Here is a 16854-nt window from a genome sequence, read left to right on the forward strand (position 1 = left end):
CTGATTTTTTTAAATGATACATTATATGGATTAATTTGAATATGATATTCCGGTTAGTATTTTTTTCTTTCCGTAAAATCCAATCATGAATTTATTTACTATTGAGCTCTTCTTCTTTCTTGAACATAAAATTACGTTCCAGGCGTGTTTCATTTCCGGCGGCATCGCGGCAGATCACCGTCATCAGATACTTGCCCGGCTTCGTTCGGATCGGAATTTTGATGTCGTGATGATGGATATGCTCCTTATTTTTTCCCGAAACATCGTATTCCTGCTTGAAGGAGAGCACTACCGTCGTGTCTTTAGCACTCTTCGCTTTTTTAGATTTGAAATTGCCTTTCACTTCGACTTCATACGACTTCAGCATCACATCGTCCGAGATATCCATATCGAAATGAACGACGTATTCATACGCTCGGCCAATAAACAGCACTCCTCCTTCTTCCGGTACATTCAACTGAATGACGGGCTTTGTCACATCCGGCTTATCTTCCGCAGAGGCACACACAAACAAACCGAACGCCAACAAGCAAACGGCTGTAAAAGAAAACTTTTTTCTCATCTTACTAATTTTTTAAATGGTACTTTAATATATAATTGGAAGTTTCGTCCCGGTTCCGGGATTTCTACTTTCCTGTAAAAACTTAAATGATTAAAATATTTCGTGTCGAACAGATTGCGGGCGCTTAGCGACAGTTCGACCGTAGTGCCGGCCACGGCAAGGTCTACGCTGGCTCCGGCATGCAACAGCTGAGCCCCCGGCGTCACATCTTCGTTGCGGGCGATGCGGTGCTGGGCAGCCATGCTCTGCCATTCGACATACGTTCGGAAGCGTTTGAAGCCCCAACTCAGCGTTTGACGCATGGAGGGCGGCGGCGAGAAGCTGAGCGCCGTATGCGTATCGCGATTGCGGGTATACACATACTCGCCGCCGAAACGGTAGTGAAATCCAAGCGGCAGATCGAGATCGAACGCGATTTCTCCGCCCGCAAACAACGCCCGCGCGGGGGTATAACGGTAAACCTGCCCGGCATGAGGCAGCGCCGACCACTCGCCCGTGGGCTGAAGATAAATGTAACGGTCGAAGAGGCTGACGAAGGGCGATACCGTTAGTTCAAGTCCTTCGCGTGTCAGGCTATAAGACGCGTCGAATTGCCAGCCTCGCTCGGAGCGAAGGGTGGCATCGCCCTGCTCGTGACGGAAAGTACCGTGATGCACGCCGTTCGACGCCAATTCGTTCGCACCGGGCAAGCGAAAGCTGCGCCCGATGTTAGCCTTGAACAGATGAAACGTCGACGGATTCCACACGATACCGGCCGAGAAGGAATAATCGCCGAACGTGCGGTTCACGGCGTAGCTCCGTCGTTCGTAGCGTTTGATTTGCTCGTCGGTATGCCCTTGACGACGCAGGTACTCGGCCAGAAAAGGATCGTCGGAGGGAGCGATATCGATCTGCCCGAAGTCATAACGTACGCCGCCGTTGAGCGTAAGCTGACGGGTGGGACGGTAGGCCGAGAGCCAGTAGGCTCCCGCGGTGAAACGTCTGTATTCGGGCAGGAGAAAGGCGTATCCGGCGATGTCGTTCTTTTGCGCCTGCACGTCGAGCCCGGCCGTATGTTCCCACGATACATGACGCAGCAGACGCGCTTTGAGCGCACCGCTGAACGTATGCAGACGAAACTCCAGCTCCTTGTCGGGGTCGTGGGCCGGCAGAGGTTGCGCGTCGTAATGGGTATGAAAGGCGCTCCATTCTTCCCGATGATTATACTGATAGCCGAGATCGGCCGAGAGAATGAGATCGTCGGGCGTATACTGCTGATGCGTCATCACTTTGAAGTGATTCACGAGGCTGTAGGGCAGTGCGATGTCACGGCTGTTACCGTCGTCCTGCAAGCGCGACAAGTCCGGAGCGCCGTGCGCGCCGGGAAAAAAGCCCATCTTCTGGTAAGCGTTGCTGACGGTCACATGCATGCGGTAGCGATTTTTCCGGTATCCCCCGAAAAACGACGCATTACGCTCCATGCCGGCCGTATTTTTCAGTCTTCGACCGTAGACGGGAATCTTCCGCGTAAGGTAAACGATCGTATCTGTCGGGACGCGATAGTCGCCGTAGTGCTGTTCCGAAAAACGCGCCTTGATGAGCCACGCGCCATGGCGCAAGCCGAGCATCAGCGAGCCTCCGAGCGTGCCGTTAAGCGATTTGCCGAGCACGACGGCCTCGCCGAAGAGTTGATCCGCGGCAGGCCACGCGGCCGGCAGAATTTCGATGACGCCGCCCATGGCATCGCTGCCGAAGATGAGCGACGACGGGCCTTTACGCACCCTGACCTCCTCGACGTTGAACGCGTCGATCTCCAGCCCGTGGTCGCTGCCCCATTGCTGTCCCTCCTGCTTGATACCGTTTTCGGAAACGGCAATGCGATTGAAGCCCAAGCCACGAATAGCCGGTTTCGAGAAGCCCGCGCCGATGTCCATCGAACGGACGCCGGGAATCTTCTCCATCGTCTGCACGAGGTTTCCCGTGAAGTGACGGGTAAGAAAGTCTTTCCGCACCACGTCGAGCGTGAGCGCGGTCGTCTTCTGCTGTTGCCGGTGATACGATTCGGAGACCACGACTTCGGACAAGGCCACGTGTCTCATACTGTCCGGCGCTTCGCTCCGCACATCGGCCGAGCGTGCCACCAACAGAAGCAACAGAAGCAAATGATATCTGATATTCATATACAATTATTATGTTAGCGGTCAGCGGTCAGCAATCAGCATTCAGCCGTCAGTATTCAGCTGGCAGCAATCAGACACAGCTGGCAGTAGTCAGCTGGCGTAATTCGTAATTTGTCATTCGTAATTTTAGTTAGCCGTCAGCCAACAACTCAACAATTCACCCCCCGAAGGGCATAACCATTGACAATTAAATCAAACGCACGGTGGGGCGCGCAGGGCGTAGGTGTAGAGAGGAGGGCGGACGGTTTCATAGACGGCAGCCACCGGCTCGCGGTCGGCGACAGGCGTAAAGACGCGGATCCGGAATAGTTCGCTTTGTGTGAAAGGCAGGAGATGGAAGAGGCAGATGGAGCAATCGTCATCGTCGTGCGAGTCCGTTTGCTCATGCTCGTGGTGCGTACAGCAAGAGGAGTGCGCACACGCATCGTGGCGGTGAAACGCTTTCACCACGAAGACGGGCAGCAACGCGGCCAGCAGCAACGTTGCGACGACGGTTCTTCCTTTTGCACTTGTTATCACGATCTTCCTGCAATGTTGAGGACGCAAAGTAAAACGATATTTTTCAATTATGCAAATCTACCCCAGCGCCACATCGAGCACCATCATGAGCACGAAGCCTAAGGCCACGCCTACGGTGCCAATGTCGGTATGAGCACCACGCTGCGACTCGGGAATGAGCTCTTCGACTACGACGTAGATCATCGCCCCGGCCGCAAAAGCGAGCAGATAAGGCAGCACGGGAAGCATGATGTAGGTGAGCAAAATGGTGATGATACCGGCTATCGGTTCGACGATGCCGGAGAGGGCGCCGTACGTAAAGGATTTCATGCGCGAGCGTCCGGCGCTTTTAAGGGGCATGGAGACGATGGCGCCTTCGGGGAAGTTCTGTATGGCGATACCGATCGAGAGTGCCATGGCGCCGGTCAGCGTGATATTCATCGACCCTTCCATCAAACCGGCGAACACAACGCCCACGGCTATTCCTTCGGGGATGTTATGCAGCGTAACGGCGAAAATAAGCATCGTCATCCGTTTCAGTCCGGGTGTCCCGATTCCTTCGGGCTGGTCGGAATGGAGATGGAGGTGAGGGATGACACTGTCGAGCAGCAGCAGGAAGGCGATACCGCCCAAAAAGCCCACGGCGGCAGGCAGCCATGCCGGCACGGCGCTGTCGCTGCCGACCATCTCGATCGAAGGAATGAGCAGCGACCATACGGAAGCTGCGATCATAACGCCCGCGGCGAAGCCGAGCAGCAGTTTTTGCAGGCGCAGCGAAATTTCGTCTTTCAGCAGAAAGACCATCGCTGCGCCGAGTAAGGTTCCCAGAAAAGGGATCAGCAGACCGATAGCAATATGTACATTCATCTGTTGTCGGTAGAACTGCTCATCCGTTCGATACCGGAGTTTCGGCCGACGGCGGAGTTTCGTCTCCGTCAGGCTTGGCTTTCATCGCTGCACGACGGGCAACGAGTGCATTCGCTTCGTCGACCAGACGGTCGATCGCTTCGGCAAACGTACCGTAGACACCGGGATTCGACAACGCCAGCGCATCGACGTAGGGGAAGAGCGTCGTGTTGAGCAGCGCCACGATTTCCTTGCGGATATCGGAGGCCGTGCTTCGTGCCGCTTCACTCACGAGCGCCTGCGCATATTCCGCCTTGGCCTGTTTATACATCTCTTGTGCCGAACGAAGGCTCTCGACCGCTTTCTGCACGCCCGGCAATGCCGATACGACGCCAGACATGTCCGCCGCCGCCAGATCGTTCAGCAGTGAATCGATATAAGCCGTTTCTTCGTCCTGTGCCGCGTTGAAGATGCGTGCGCCGTACTTGCCGAGCACTTCGGCATAGCGTGCGGACGGAGCCGCGAAATCGTCGAGCAAAAGATAGGCGCGTGAGAAGTGGAAAAGTGCACGTCCCGGCGCATCCCGACGCAAATCGGCTTCTTCGATAATGGAGAGGACTTTGTCTTGCCGGATGGCCGTCGTCAAATCGACATTCCGCGCCTCGGTACGGTTCACCGTGTTAGCCAGAAACGGATCGGCCGCCAGTGCGCCGTTCGCTCGGTACATTTCAACGATGCGTGCCGTTAACGTATTAACAGCCGCAGCCCGCATGTTTGTTTTTACTTTCGAAATCATAATCTTCTCTTTCTGTTAAGGTTTGTACATCATAAAAAACTATTCCTTTCTTCGTTTATTATCGTTTAATGAAAAGCCGCCAGCAGTTTCCGGCGCGTTTTCAGCGTTTAATGAAAGGTCACTCAGGGCTCTTGACATGCTTTTATCGTTTAATGAAAGGCTGCCGACAGTTCTCGGCACGCTTTCAGCGTTTAATGAAAAGCTCCCTGAAGTTGCTGAGACACTTTCAGCGTTTAATAAAAGCCGCCCAAGTGTTCCCGGTGCATTTTTATCGTTTCATCAAAAGCCGGAGCGCTGTTTTCGTTTCGTAAAAAGAGGTACGACGGGAAAAAAAACTTTTTATCTTGCAAAATGTTATCCTAAAAATCGATCACTAAAACTCCGCGTCGTACACTCTTGTTACTAACCGTTGACAAAGTTATAAGAAAGAAATCTTAACCGCAAAAAAAAAGATGTTTTTTTTGTTGATCCTGCGCGCGCAGGATGCAAGAAAGATGTTATAAGCATAAAAAAGAAGGCCATCGGAAGGATGATGTAAAAAGCTACTCAAGTTTCGACTGAGTTTTTTTTCCCCGCCATATCGGAAAAAGCACAAAAGAGTTTTTTAACAAGATATGCATATAAGGCCAAACAAAGACGCGAGAAAAATTGTCAAGCCCTTCGGAAATAATTAAAATTTGTTTAAATTTTTGAGATCAACAAAAAAAAGTTATCTTTGCAAAGGGAAAGAAAAACAAATTCCTTTATTTATTCAAATGATTTTAAATTTTTACACAGTATGAAACGTAATTTTATTTTGACTTGCTTCTTTTCGTTGCTATGCTTAACCTCAGGACTTGTGAAGGCCCAAGTCAAGGATGTAAGCGTAACGGTATCGCCTCTGATCGAATACCAGTGGTGGAACAAAAACATTAATTTGGAGAATAATATGTTCTATGGCGTACGTGCCGGCTTCGGTTTCGGTCCTCATTTCGAGCTGCGGGCTGTAGCCGAAAAGTCGTTCGATATTCAAGGTAAACTGAAGAGCTCGAAATGGAACATCAGCGATGACCTGATCAGCAAACTTCCCAATCATACGGTCGATATTACACGACTGAGCGGAGAAGCGAAACTGAACATCCTCTCTGGCATAGGCATCTCGCCGTATATTCTGGCCGGTGCCGGTGTGCAGTATTTCAAGTACGACCCGTTTACCGAAGGACTCGATGCCAGAGAGTATAAGGAGCAACAGATTTTCGCTTCGTTGGGCGCGGGCATCAAGATCAATCTCTCGCCGCGCATCGTGTTCTCGTTAGAAGGCAAACAATTGCTCTTCAATATGGATCCGCAGAACGCGTATTTTAATCCCAATATGGGCAACAAGGACAAACGTCTGGCAAACTATGCAGCCATGGCTTCGCTCGATATCTATCTGGGCGGCTCGAATCCGTCATTCATCAGCCGGCTCGACAAGCGGGTGCGCGACAGTTACACGTCGGGCTTCGTGAACGGGTTGAAGTTCGTGCTCGAACCGGGCGTGGCTTACGTGAATTTCAGCGAGAAACTTCCGTACACCGACCAGTGGTTCGTGGGAGGATCGGCCGGCGTCGACTTCTCCTCGCTCGTAGGCCTTCGCGCATACTACTATCAGGCAACGGAAGACCCGGCGAAGCTCTCGTTCAAGTTCAACGACAACCTGCGCATGTACGGACTTAATTTGATTGCCCGCCTCAACCAGCAGCGCGGCATCGTGCCCTACCTCCAGTTCGGTGGCGGTTATCTGGATTCGAAAGGATACAACTTCTTCAACTCGGATCAGATCAAAGAAAACTTCGACAAGAACAACCTCTTCCTGCAACTGGGTGGAGGAATCGAGATACCGGTATCGCGCTATTTCGCACTCTTCGGAACGGGAAATGCGATGATGATGTCGAAAAAAGGCGTTTCGCCCGAAGATATCGTCAAACCGTCGCAAATCAGAACGAGCATGATGTATACCGCCGGGCTGCGTATCAATCTGGGCGCTCCGGTGAAAAGCGGATCGGAGCTGTATGCCTCGGCACTGGAATCGGAAAGAGAAAAAAATCGCGAGAAAATCAACGCGATGCGTGCCGAATATGAAGAAAAACTGAATGCCGTGAACGCCGAACTGGCCGAAGCGCTCGAAAAAGGAGATGAAACACGGCTAAACAGACTGATAGAAAAACGCCTAATGCTTTCGGACGAGAGGGCATCCATGCAAACAAGTGCTTCGCCCCAAACGAAAGAAACAATGACAGCCGGCGAATTCGAAGAGCTCGTGAACCGCGTCATGGAAAAAATACGGAACGAACAGAAATCGCGCACCTCAAGCACGCTATCAAACAGCGATTTCGGGCTGGTACTCGAAGCTCTTCGGCAGGATAGACCGGCAGGAGTTGCGGCAACTTCACCGGCCAACGATACGCTGCTGAACGAACTCAAAGCATTAAGCTCGAAAATGGACCGCAATTACGAAGCACTGCTGCGCTCCAACACCGCAACAGAAGAAACAGGAGATACAACCATAGTCGTCGTTCCTTCGCAACCGGCAACGCAAATCATTATGCCGACACAGACGCCGGTCGTAACGATCAATCACGACGGTAACGTGGCCGACTCACGTGTAGTGACAAGAGAAGATGGATCGGGCTCGAGCCGTGACGCGTTCCTGAAGTATAACAGACTGGCACCGATATTCGGGATTAACTTCGGCGAACAGGTTACAGCCAACATCGGCCTGCGAGGGTATCTGCAAGTGAGCAATACGAATTTCGACTTCGTACCCGAATTTTTCCTGGCCCTCGGAAGCCGGACCGGCTACGGCCTCTCCGGAAACGTGCTTTACAACATCCAGCTTGCAAAAGACGCTCCTCTTCACCCCTACGTCGGTCTGGGACTCGGACTCTTCAAGCAGCACAAAACGCTCAGAGCCGGTACGAACATGATCGTGGGTACGAACCTCAACTTCGGAAACAATGCCTTATTCGTCGATTATTCGATTCGCAATCTTTTCAAGAACAATCAATTTTCGGTAGGCTATCGTTTCGTATTCTAACCGCGTAAATTTCGTTCGATGATGAAAAAGATGTTTATGATAGCAACGTTTCTCCTCTCGTTACCGCTGTTGGCAATGGCTCAGCAAACAGACGGAGGAGAAACCTCGCGCCGAGATACGCTGCGCCGACAGAGCCTCCTGTCGGCCGGCGATAAAGACCGGCTGATCCCGGTCTCGCGCGAACAGGCCGAAATACTCGTCACCAAGCTCGTGACAGCCGCCCTCGAAGCCGATGCGATTGACAGGCAGAGAGAGCTGGACGAACTGGTGATGCGTACGAAAATGGAGGCACTCAAGCGTAAACTGGTCGACGAGGCGCTGGCCCGGAGATACAACGCCGGACTGGAACAACGCTTGGACCGTCTCGAAAGGCTGATGATGCTTCAGTTGGTCAACAATTCGAATATACCGGCCGACGTCTTGCAGACACTCCTCGCGCCGCAGACAAACACGACGGCTCCCGTCGTGCTGCAACCGGTTGCTCCGGCCGAGCCAGATACGCAAAAAACTCCGGCAACGGAAGAAGAAACGGCCAAGCCCGACAGTGCGGAAAAGAAATAGAAGCACGGTAAAGTGATAACATGAACTAAGTTTAAGAGGGTATGTCAAAACGTAATGTTTGGGCATACCCTCTTTAGATACGTAAGAATGGGTGAAATTGGGGGGCGCTAAAGGAAGTATACGAATATTGTCGGTTATATAAGAATGGAATATGAAGCGCGGATGGATCATAGGATGGACGATCATCGCAGGAATAGCGGGACTGTGGCTCTTGGGAAAATATGATAAACCGCTCGACCGATCGCTCACCGTCGATAAAATCGTCGTCGAGAAAAGCAAACGCCGGTTGAGCCTCTACTCCGGTGAGACCTTGCTGAAAACGTATCCGATCTCACTCGGACAACAGCCTGTCGGACATAAAGCGTTCGAAGGAGATAAGCGTACGCCCGAAGGAACGTATCTCATCCATGATAAAAACCCTCACAGCGGTTATTACAAAAATCTGGGCATCTCCTACCCCAACAAACAGGACATCGCTCATGCGAAAAAAATCGGGAAAGCTCCCGGCGGACAAATCAAAATACACGGACTCAAGAACGGCTGGGGCTGGATCGGCAAAATACACCTGCTCAAAGACTGGACAGCCGGCTGCATCGCCTTGACAAACGACGAAGTCGAAGAACTCTATCAAGCCGTCCCGATCGGTACCCCCATCGAGATTAAGCCGTGAAGGTATCCTCTCATCAGGAGAAAAGAAAGAGATGACTTTTCGTCCGTTTATATCAACGTATGTAGATACACTTTATCGTTAATTTTTATTTCTGCCTATCAGTCAATAACTCCAATAAATAAACAAGACCATGTCTTAGTATTTGATTTTGAAGTAGTCGAGGATTGCTTTGTAGTGATCTTGCGCTGTAAGGCAGGTGTCGAGAAGATAGCCGGGGGTATGCTCCCATTCATGAAGCCCACGGTAATAGTACATTTTGAGTTCATTCGTGATGATAAAGGGGACGATGTTGTGAGCAAGACATTCTTTGAACATAATCAATCTGCCCACACGCCCATTGCCATCTTGAAAGGGATGGATTGCCTCAAATCTTTGATGAAAATCGAGTATATCCTCAAGTGAAACCTGACGCTTACTTCTGTATTCTCGGAGCAAAGACCGAATGGCAGAAGCCACTTTCTTAGGAGCGGTAGTTGCTGCTCCACCCACTTCGTTGGGCAGTCTTTTATAGTCTCCTACTGAAAACCATGCCTTAGACGCATCCGATGTTCCGGATTTAAGCATCGAGTGAAGCTGTTTGATCATAGGTTCAGCCAAAGGTTCGAGGGCGTGGTCTATGATGAAATCGATACAGCGAAAGTGATTCGTAGTCTCAATAATATCATCTACTCGTACAGCCTCATCAGCTATGCCAATCGTATTCGTTTCAAAGATATAGCGCGTTTGTTCCTCGGTTAGGCGACTTCCCTCGATATGGTTAGAGTTGTAAGTGAGGTCTATCTGTGTACGATGATAAATCCCCCCTCTGAGCTGGCTTTCCTTTTGCTCTCTTAACGCCTTGAGTAGCGGAGAAAACCTTATACGAGCATTTTTGCGCAGAGGAAGAGGTGCCGCTTTGGGAATACTCCACGTCTTGCCTATAAGCTGTGCCCCAGGTATCTTACCGAGAGTGCAGTAATTTCTAACGGTTCGTTCGGAGATACCGTGTACTTCGGCGTATTCTTTAGCAGAAATAAAATCCATACCGACAACTTTAATTCTGTTACAAAGATACTATTTCTTGCCGACACCGGCAAGAAATACAGGATTCCTATTTCGATAGAAAGCGATTTCTTGCCGATAAGTAAGGAAACAAGACAGTTGATCGCCTAACAGTATTCGACGGCGGGTTCGTAGTGGAAGACTTGTGAGCAAAACTTGCGGATGCTGTCGGTTGGCACCATAGAGACAATTTGGCAATATTTGATTATCGGTTGTAATCGGAAATTACTTGCCGATACAAAAATGTGCAAAAATATAATGGAGCGTGTCGTCGCTGGTGATTTCGCGGCCGGTGATTTCGCCGATAGAGGTAATCGCATGGCGGAGATCGAGCGTGAGCAAGTCGGTCGAAAGCCCCATATCGAAGCCCGAGCGCATGCGCTGAAGCGCGTCGTAAGCCTCTTGCAAAAGCTGATGATGACGAGCATTACTCACAATAAGATCCGCTTCGCCCGCCTGAGCACGATCCATGATCTTGACCAACTCTTCCCTAAGCTCATCTATTCCCTCCCCTAAGCGAGCTGAGATAAACTGTGTTTTTTCGGAACAACCAAGGGAATCGCATAGCACCTGATCGAGATGGTTTCGTTCCTCTTCGGTGAGGTTTTCGCTCTTATTCATAAGAACAAGCATCGCCCGTTCGCCTCTTTCCAGCCAAATCTCCTTGATATATTCGAGCTGATTACCCGCCTCAAAACGCGTTGCATCAAGTACACCGAGGATAATATCCGCCTCTTGTATCTTGGCACGACTTCGCTCGATGCCGAGGTTTTCAATCGTATCTTCCGTGTGCCTTAATCCCGCCGTATCGACAAAACGGAAAAGGTACCCTCCGATGTGCATGGTATCCTCGATCGTGTCACGAGTAGTGCCGTGGATATCACTGACGATGGCACGTTCCTCGCCAAGGAGGGCATTGAGCAGAGTGCTCTTGCCGACGTTAGTCGTGCCCACAATCGCCACGGGAATACCACGCTTCACGGCATTGCCGAGCCGATAGCTATCGATAAGTTTACGGAGTTTATGCTCTATCTTATCGCAAAGAGCGAGCAATTCGCTGCGGTCGGCAAATTCCACATCTTCTTCGGGGAAGTCCAGTTCAAGCTCCATTAGCCCGGTAAGGCGCAGCAATTCCCCCCGAAGGGCGTTCAGCTCCTCGCTATATCCGCCACGCAGTTGCTTCATCGCCATCTGATGCTGCGCCTTGCTTTCGCTGGCAATGATGTCGGCGACAGCTTCGGCACTGCTCAAATCCATCCGCCCATTGAGATAGGCTCGATGGGTGAATTCGCCCGGCTTAGCCATCCGACAACCCTCTCCGACGAGGCTCTCCAACAGCCGGCGTCGGATATAGACAGAACCATGGCAGGAAATCTCTACCGTATCCTCACCGGTAAACGAATGGGGAGCCTGGAAATAAGTCAGGACGACTTCATCGATTAATTCATCGCCAGCCATCACCTCGCCATAATACGCATATCGAGGTTTGATCGATTCGGCGACAGGCATTTCTCCTCTGTATCGAAAAAGCCGAAGAGCAATAGACAACGCTTCGGGACCCGATACACGTATCACCGCAATACCGCCCACGCCCGGGGCAGTCGATACAGCACAAACGGTTGATTTATCAAGCATGACGTATAATAATAATTGACGAACAAAGATACTTCTTTTCGTGAAAGAGCGGAAAAATCGGTAAAATCCGTCGTTTACGGTTCTTGCGGACGGACAATCATCACGCCCGTCGTACGTTTACCCTCCATCACATACGTCTGTAGCGACTCCGGATTAACGATCACCTTCTCGGCCGAAGACGAGGCGTGAATAAACGTCAGCATCTCCCCCTCGCGGTCAATAAATCCGACGTGCGAAATATCCAGCCCTTCGATATTCGTCACGAAACAAACGATATCTCCGTTTTGCATGCCGGAGCCGCAACGTTCGATTTCCTTTTCGGGAATACAAGCATACGTCTCACGCGACGAGATTTCCTCCTCCTTCTCACGCATCACTTTCACCCATTCCGGATGCGACTTTAACTGCCGGTATTTGTCGGGATGCGCAGACATGAACGACATCTTCAGGCGATACGGCTCCCCACCGATGGAGGACGTTACGTCCCGAACGATCCCTTTGCGCTGATTCTCGTAAATCCAGTCGGAGAAATAATGCAAGCGATCCGTGTAATCGTGAATCTCGCCCTGACGATAGCGCAGTTGTTTCAATTGCCGGGCATATGCTTCGAACGAAAGATCACCGACTTTCACCGTGCGAGCCAATGCGAGGACAGACTCGACAAGCGTCGTACAGTCAAGCTCACGCAAGTTGATCACGAGCCTTTCCGGCTCTTTTTCGAGCGTCGAAGCCACGTAAGGCCGACCCTTGAAGAACTTCGCCGTTTCGACAAGCAGGTCGCCTAAAGGTAAATGCTCTTTCCCGTGCATCGCCTGCACGTAAGCATCAAAAATCGCCCGGTCTTCCGGAGTATAATCGGCCTTTTCCTGAGCTGAGCAAGCCATACATACAAGTATACTCCACACAAACACGATCCATTTTTTCATTTTTCTTCTGTTTTTTGATCCAACATATCTTGTAATTTCAACATTTCGTCGCGATATTGCGCCGCTTCGAGAAAATCGAGCTTCTTGGCGGCCTCGGTCATCTGTTTCCGAGCCTGCGCAATCGCTTTCTCCAACTGTGGCCGCGTCATATACTGCACCACGGGATCAGCCACCAGCGAAGGCTCCGGCTCGACATAGGCATACGCCTCGGGCGTCGTTTGCAGACGTCCGCCCCCCAGCACCGAGACCGTATTTTTCACGATCTGCTTCGGTGTAATGCCGTGTCGTTCGTTATACGCCAATTGCTTTTCGCGCCGGCGATTCGTTTCGTCGATCGTCTGCCGCATGCTGTCGGTGATTTTGTCGGCATAAAAGATTACTTTGCCGTTAATGTTACGCGCGGCACGTCCGGCAGTCTGGGTAAGCGAACGGTGGGAACGCAGAAAACCTTCCTTGTCGGCATCGAGTACGGCCACAAGCGATACCTCCGGCAAGTCCAGCCCTTCGCGCAACAGATTGACGCCAATCAGCACATCGAACAGCCCTTTGCGCAAATCGTCCATAATCTTTACCCGTTCAAGCGTATCGACATCGCTGTGAATATAGTTACAACGCACTTCCATCCGTTTCAGATAGTCCGTCAGCTCTTCGGCCATCCGTTTGGTGAGCGTGGTGACCAGCACCCGCTGGTCGGCAGTGGCACGTTGTGCGATTTCTTCCATCAGGTCGTCGATCTGGTTGAGGCTGGGACGCACTTCGATGATCGGGTCGAGAAGTCCCGTAGGACGGATAAGCTGCTCAACGACTACGCCTTCACTCTTCATCAGTTCATAATCGGCGGGGGTAGCACTCACATAGATCGCGCTCGGCGTCAACGATTCGAACTCTTCGAAGGTCTGCGGACGGTTATCCAACGCAGCCGGAAGACGGAAACCATATTCGACGAGCGTTTGTTTGCGCGAACGGTCTCCGCCGTACATGGCGCGTATCTGGGGCACCGTTACATGGCTCTCATCAATCACCAGCAAAAAATCTTTCGGGAAATAATCTAACAGGCAGAACGGACGTTCTCCGGGCTGACGTCCGTCGAGATAGCGGGAGTAATTTTCGATACCGGCGCAATGCCCCAGTTCCTGTATCATTTCGAGGTCGTACGTTACGCGTTCTTCGAGGCGTTTGGCTTCGAGCGGCTTCCCGATATCCTGCAAAAACCGAACCTGCTCTCCGAGGTCCACGTGTATCTGCCCGATGGCTGTACGGATACGTTCCTGCGTCGTAACAAACAGATTCGTCGGATAGATGTTCAGCGTATCCTGCTCGTCGTATTCATGTCCGTCGACCGGGTTAAACGATGCAATGCGTTCGATCTCGTCACCCCAGAACTCGATACGGTAAGCCAGTCCGTCGTAACTTTCGATAGCCGGAAAGATATCGACCGTATCGCCGTTTACCCGAAAACTGCCGCTCGTAAAATCGACTTTATTATTCACATAGAGCGCATCGACAAAAAGACGAAGCATCTTGTCGCGGGCAATCTTCATCCCTTTCTCCAGATAAACAACTTGCTCTTCAAAAGCACGCGGGTCGGCCATGCCATAAAGACACGAGACGGACGAGACAACGATCACATCGCGACGTCCGGACAGCAGCGAGGCCGTGGCACGCAGACGCAACTTATCGATTTCTTCGTTGATTGCCATATCTTTCTCGATGTACGTATCGGTCGTGGGCAGATAAGCCTCCGGCTGGTAGTAATCGTAGTACGACACAAAATATTCGACGGCATTATGCGGAAAGAACGATTTGAATTCGCTGTACAACTGTGCGGCGAGCGTTTTGTTATGGCTTAGGACCAAAGCCGGCTTACGGATCCGTTCGATGACATTAGCCACGGTAAAAGTCTTTCCGGAGCCCGTCACACCCAACAAGGTCTGATACGGCACCCCTTCGCGGATGCCTTGGGCAAGCGCCTCGATGGCCTCGGGCTGGTCGCCGGTCGGCTTATATGACGAAACAAGTTCAAAATCCATGATTTTCCTGCAATGAAAGAACAAAGATACAAAACCCTCACGGAAAAGCATACGCCAGACACTCGAAAAAATCGGCCGCCCACCCTCTTTCGACGATGCAAAATTTTGTCGTTCAAGGGCGGGGTTTTGTACAATATACCGGAATATTGTTGCTCTTTTCTGAAATAATGCTGTCCTTTGTCTTTTCTCACATGCCTTAATTAAATGACAGAGAACTTATGAAGCTTAGAAATATTCTGATTATATGTGCCTTGCTGTGTGCCGTGCCTGTCATGTCGCAGACCGTTTATCATGTCCATGCGACAAAGGGGAACGATGCTCATGACGGCAAATCATGGTCGAAAGCGTTGGTCACGCTCCAGGCTGCACTGAATAAAGCACAACCGGGCGACGCCGTGTACGTTGCGGCCGGCACCTATCATCCGACGCGGCGGATCGGAGAAACACTCGCTCACGACCCCAACCAAAAAACGACCGACCGTCATCGCTCGTTTATTATTCGCGGCTACATTCGTTTGTATGGTGGTTTTCCTGCCGATGCAACCGACCAGACAACGATAAAAGATCGCGACTGGAAGATGCACCGTACGATTCTGAGCGGCGACTTTAATGGCGACGACGGAACCGACTTCTCCAATATGAGTGAGAACGCCTATCATGTGCTCGTTCTGTTCGATGTCGAATCTTCCACAGAAATAGACGGCTTTACCATCAGCGGCGGCAATGCCGACGGGGCAAACAGCGTATTGATGAATCACATGCCAGTGGCTTCCGAATTTGGTGGAGGCATTTATGCCTATACGGCATATAAAGATATATCGCCTAAACTGTCGCATCTCACCATCGAAGGGAATAAAGCGGCCAAAAACGGCGGAGGTATCTTTATTTACGCGAAAAGCAACGAAGCCAGTGTGAGCATCCGGCATTCCACAATCCGGAGGAATCAGGCCGGAGGATCCGGCGGCGGAATCTTCAACAGCGGAAAAAAAGTTGCTTCGCCCCGATTAGAAAACGTACGCATCGTCGGTAATCAGGCCCAACAGGAGGGAGGCGGATTCTACAGCCTTTGCGAAGACCTTGTATCGGCACCTCACCTGACGAATGTACTGATCGCCGGTAATGTGGCTAATAGGGCGGGCGGAATGTTCTGTTATTCGTATGCCGGGAACGTGGCTCCTTCCTTAACGAATGTCACCATCTGCGGCAACAGGGCTGTGGCCGAAGGAGGAGGTATCGCATGCTCAGCCGGAAGAAACTGGACTAAAATCGGAATGTCTTTACCCGTGTTTTCGAACACGATTATCTGGGACAACCAGGCGCCAGGCGGCTACCCCAACTTGTACAACAACGGTGCTACGGGGAGCATGCCCACTATGCATAAAAGCTATATCGAAGGGGAGCCTGCCCCATTTATCGACGAGCTTAAAACGAATGATTTCACTCGCATTGCAGATGGCTTCGTAAATCATGTGGCACCCGGCTTCGCACCAACCACAGAAGGCGATTATCAACTGAATCAAAACAGTCCGTTTATCGATAAGGGAACAAATATTCATTTGACGTTCGAAACGGATTTGGCCGGGAATCCACGTATATATGGCAAGAGCATTGATCTTGGTTCCTATGAGTATCAAGGATATAATCCTAAAGACGCAGGCATCATAGAGGAGCATTATCGGATATGGACATCGCACGGTCAGGTAACGATTCAGCTCGACCGTCCGGCCACGATTCGCATCTATACGGTCGACGGCCAACTGATCCGGCAATATAACGATGAGAAGCAGGGTACAAAAATCGTAAATCTTCCCAACGGTATTTACTTCATTTCGCTTAACGGCGAAAGCAAGGCCAAAGTGATTGTTTACTGATAACGAAACTGTCTCATTTTTTTTACGCTTATTTCGTTACCGTCCCGATTATATTTCAGTCTCTCGGACGCAAAATTTACAGGCAGTAGGAAAACGGCAGCGCGGCAGAAACTCCGTTTTATGCCGTTGCTGTACAACAACAAGGCAAAAACAGCTGTTTGAATGCCGGATACTCAGTTTCCAGGACAAAAACAGCTGTTTGGA

General features: G+C 51.0%; 13 protein-coding genes. 4 read left to right on the plus strand and 9 right to left on the minus strand.

Features of this window, described 5'->3' with window-relative positions; genetic code table 11:
• Positions 1-91: 91 nt before the first annotated feature.
• The 5 genes from Q4A89_RS07080 to Q4A89_RS07100 all read right to left on the minus strand — a co-directional run bounded on the left by Q4A89_RS07080 (position 92) and on the right by Q4A89_RS07100 (position 4861).
• Positions 92-562 (minus strand): DUF4625 domain-containing protein, encoded by a 471-nt coding sequence (locus Q4A89_RS07080; protein ID WP_303184545.1) that lies wholly within the window; start codon positions 560-562, stop codon positions 92-94.
• A complete protein-coding gene (locus tag Q4A89_RS07085) occupies positions 559-2721 on the minus strand; it encodes a TonB-dependent receptor (protein WP_303184546.1) in 2163 nt (720 codons plus the stop codon). Before Q4A89_RS07085 ends, Q4A89_RS07080 begins: the two co-directional genes overlap by 4 nt.
• Positions 2722-2913: 192 nt before the next feature.
• Positions 2914-3240 (minus strand): hypothetical protein, encoded by a 327-nt coding sequence (locus tag Q4A89_RS07090; RefSeq protein ID WP_303184548.1) that lies wholly within the window; start codon positions 3238-3240, stop codon positions 2914-2916.
• Positions 3241-3297: 57 nt separating this feature from the next.
• A complete protein-coding gene (locus Q4A89_RS07095) occupies positions 3298-4086 on the minus strand; it encodes a ZIP family metal transporter (RefSeq protein ID WP_303184549.1) in 789 nt (262 codons plus the stop codon).
• Positions 4087-4105: 19 nt separating this feature from the next.
• Positions 4106-4861 (minus strand): DUF6261 family protein, encoded by a 756-nt coding sequence (locus Q4A89_RS07100; protein WP_303184550.1) that lies wholly within the window; start codon positions 4859-4861, stop codon positions 4106-4108.
• 778 nt (positions 4862-5639) lie between these two features.
• On the opposite strand from Q4A89_RS07100, the gene Q4A89_RS07105 reads away from it, so the two are divergent.
• From Q4A89_RS07105 to Q4A89_RS07115, 3 genes are all read left to right on the plus strand, one after another.
• The gene (locus Q4A89_RS07105; protein WP_303184551.1) at positions 5640-7916 is read left to right on the plus strand and encodes a hypothetical protein; all 2277 of its coding nucleotides are present in this window, start codon (positions 5640-5642) and stop codon (positions 7914-7916) included.
• Between the two features lie 36 nt (positions 7917-7952).
• A complete protein-coding gene (locus tag Q4A89_RS07110) occupies positions 7953-8477 on the plus strand; it encodes a hypothetical protein (protein WP_303184553.1) in 525 nt (174 codons plus the stop codon).
• A gap of 151 nt (positions 8478-8628) precedes the next feature.
• The gene (locus tag Q4A89_RS07115) at positions 8629-9147 is read left to right on the plus strand and encodes a murein L,D-transpeptidase family protein (RefSeq protein ID WP_303184555.1); all 519 of its coding nucleotides are present in this window, start codon (positions 8629-8631) and stop codon (positions 9145-9147) included.
• 135 nt (positions 9148-9282) lie between these two features.
• On the opposite strand, the gene Q4A89_RS07120 is transcribed toward Q4A89_RS07115, so the two are convergent.
• The 4 genes from Q4A89_RS07120 to uvrB form a co-directional block, all read right to left on the minus strand.
• Positions 9283-10170, minus strand: coding sequence for a Fic family protein (locus tag Q4A89_RS07120; RefSeq protein ID WP_303184556.1), 888 nt, complete (start codon positions 10168-10170; stop codon positions 9283-9285).
• Between the two features lie 243 nt (positions 10171-10413).
• A complete protein-coding gene (gene mnmE, locus Q4A89_RS07125) occupies positions 10414-11823 on the minus strand; it encodes a tRNA uridine-5-carboxymethylaminomethyl(34) synthesis GTPase MnmE (RefSeq protein WP_303184558.1) in 1410 nt (469 codons plus the stop codon).
• Between the two features lie 74 nt (positions 11824-11897).
• The gene (locus tag Q4A89_RS07130; RefSeq protein ID WP_303184559.1) at positions 11898-12749 is read right to left on the minus strand and encodes an N-acetylmuramoyl-L-alanine amidase-like domain-containing protein; all 852 of its coding nucleotides are present in this window, start codon (positions 12747-12749) and stop codon (positions 11898-11900) included.
• A complete protein-coding gene (gene uvrB, locus Q4A89_RS07135) occupies positions 12746-14779 on the minus strand; it encodes an excinuclease ABC subunit UvrB (protein WP_303184561.1) in 2034 nt (677 codons plus the stop codon). Before uvrB ends, Q4A89_RS07130 begins: the two co-directional genes overlap by 4 nt.
• A gap of 218 nt (positions 14780-14997) precedes the next feature.
• On the opposite strand from uvrB, the gene Q4A89_RS07140 reads away from it, so the two are divergent.
• Positions 14998-16650 carry a choice-of-anchor Q domain-containing protein gene (locus Q4A89_RS07140; protein ID WP_303184562.1) on the plus strand — a complete coding sequence of 551 codons (1653 nt, stop codon included), beginning with the start codon at positions 14998-15000 and terminating at the stop codon, positions 16648-16650.
• The last annotated feature ends 204 nt before the right edge of the window (positions 16651-16854 follow it).

The organism is Tannerella sp., from assembly GCF_030528505.1.
GTDB lineage: Bacteria > Bacteroidota > Bacteroidia > Bacteroidales > Tannerellaceae > Tannerella.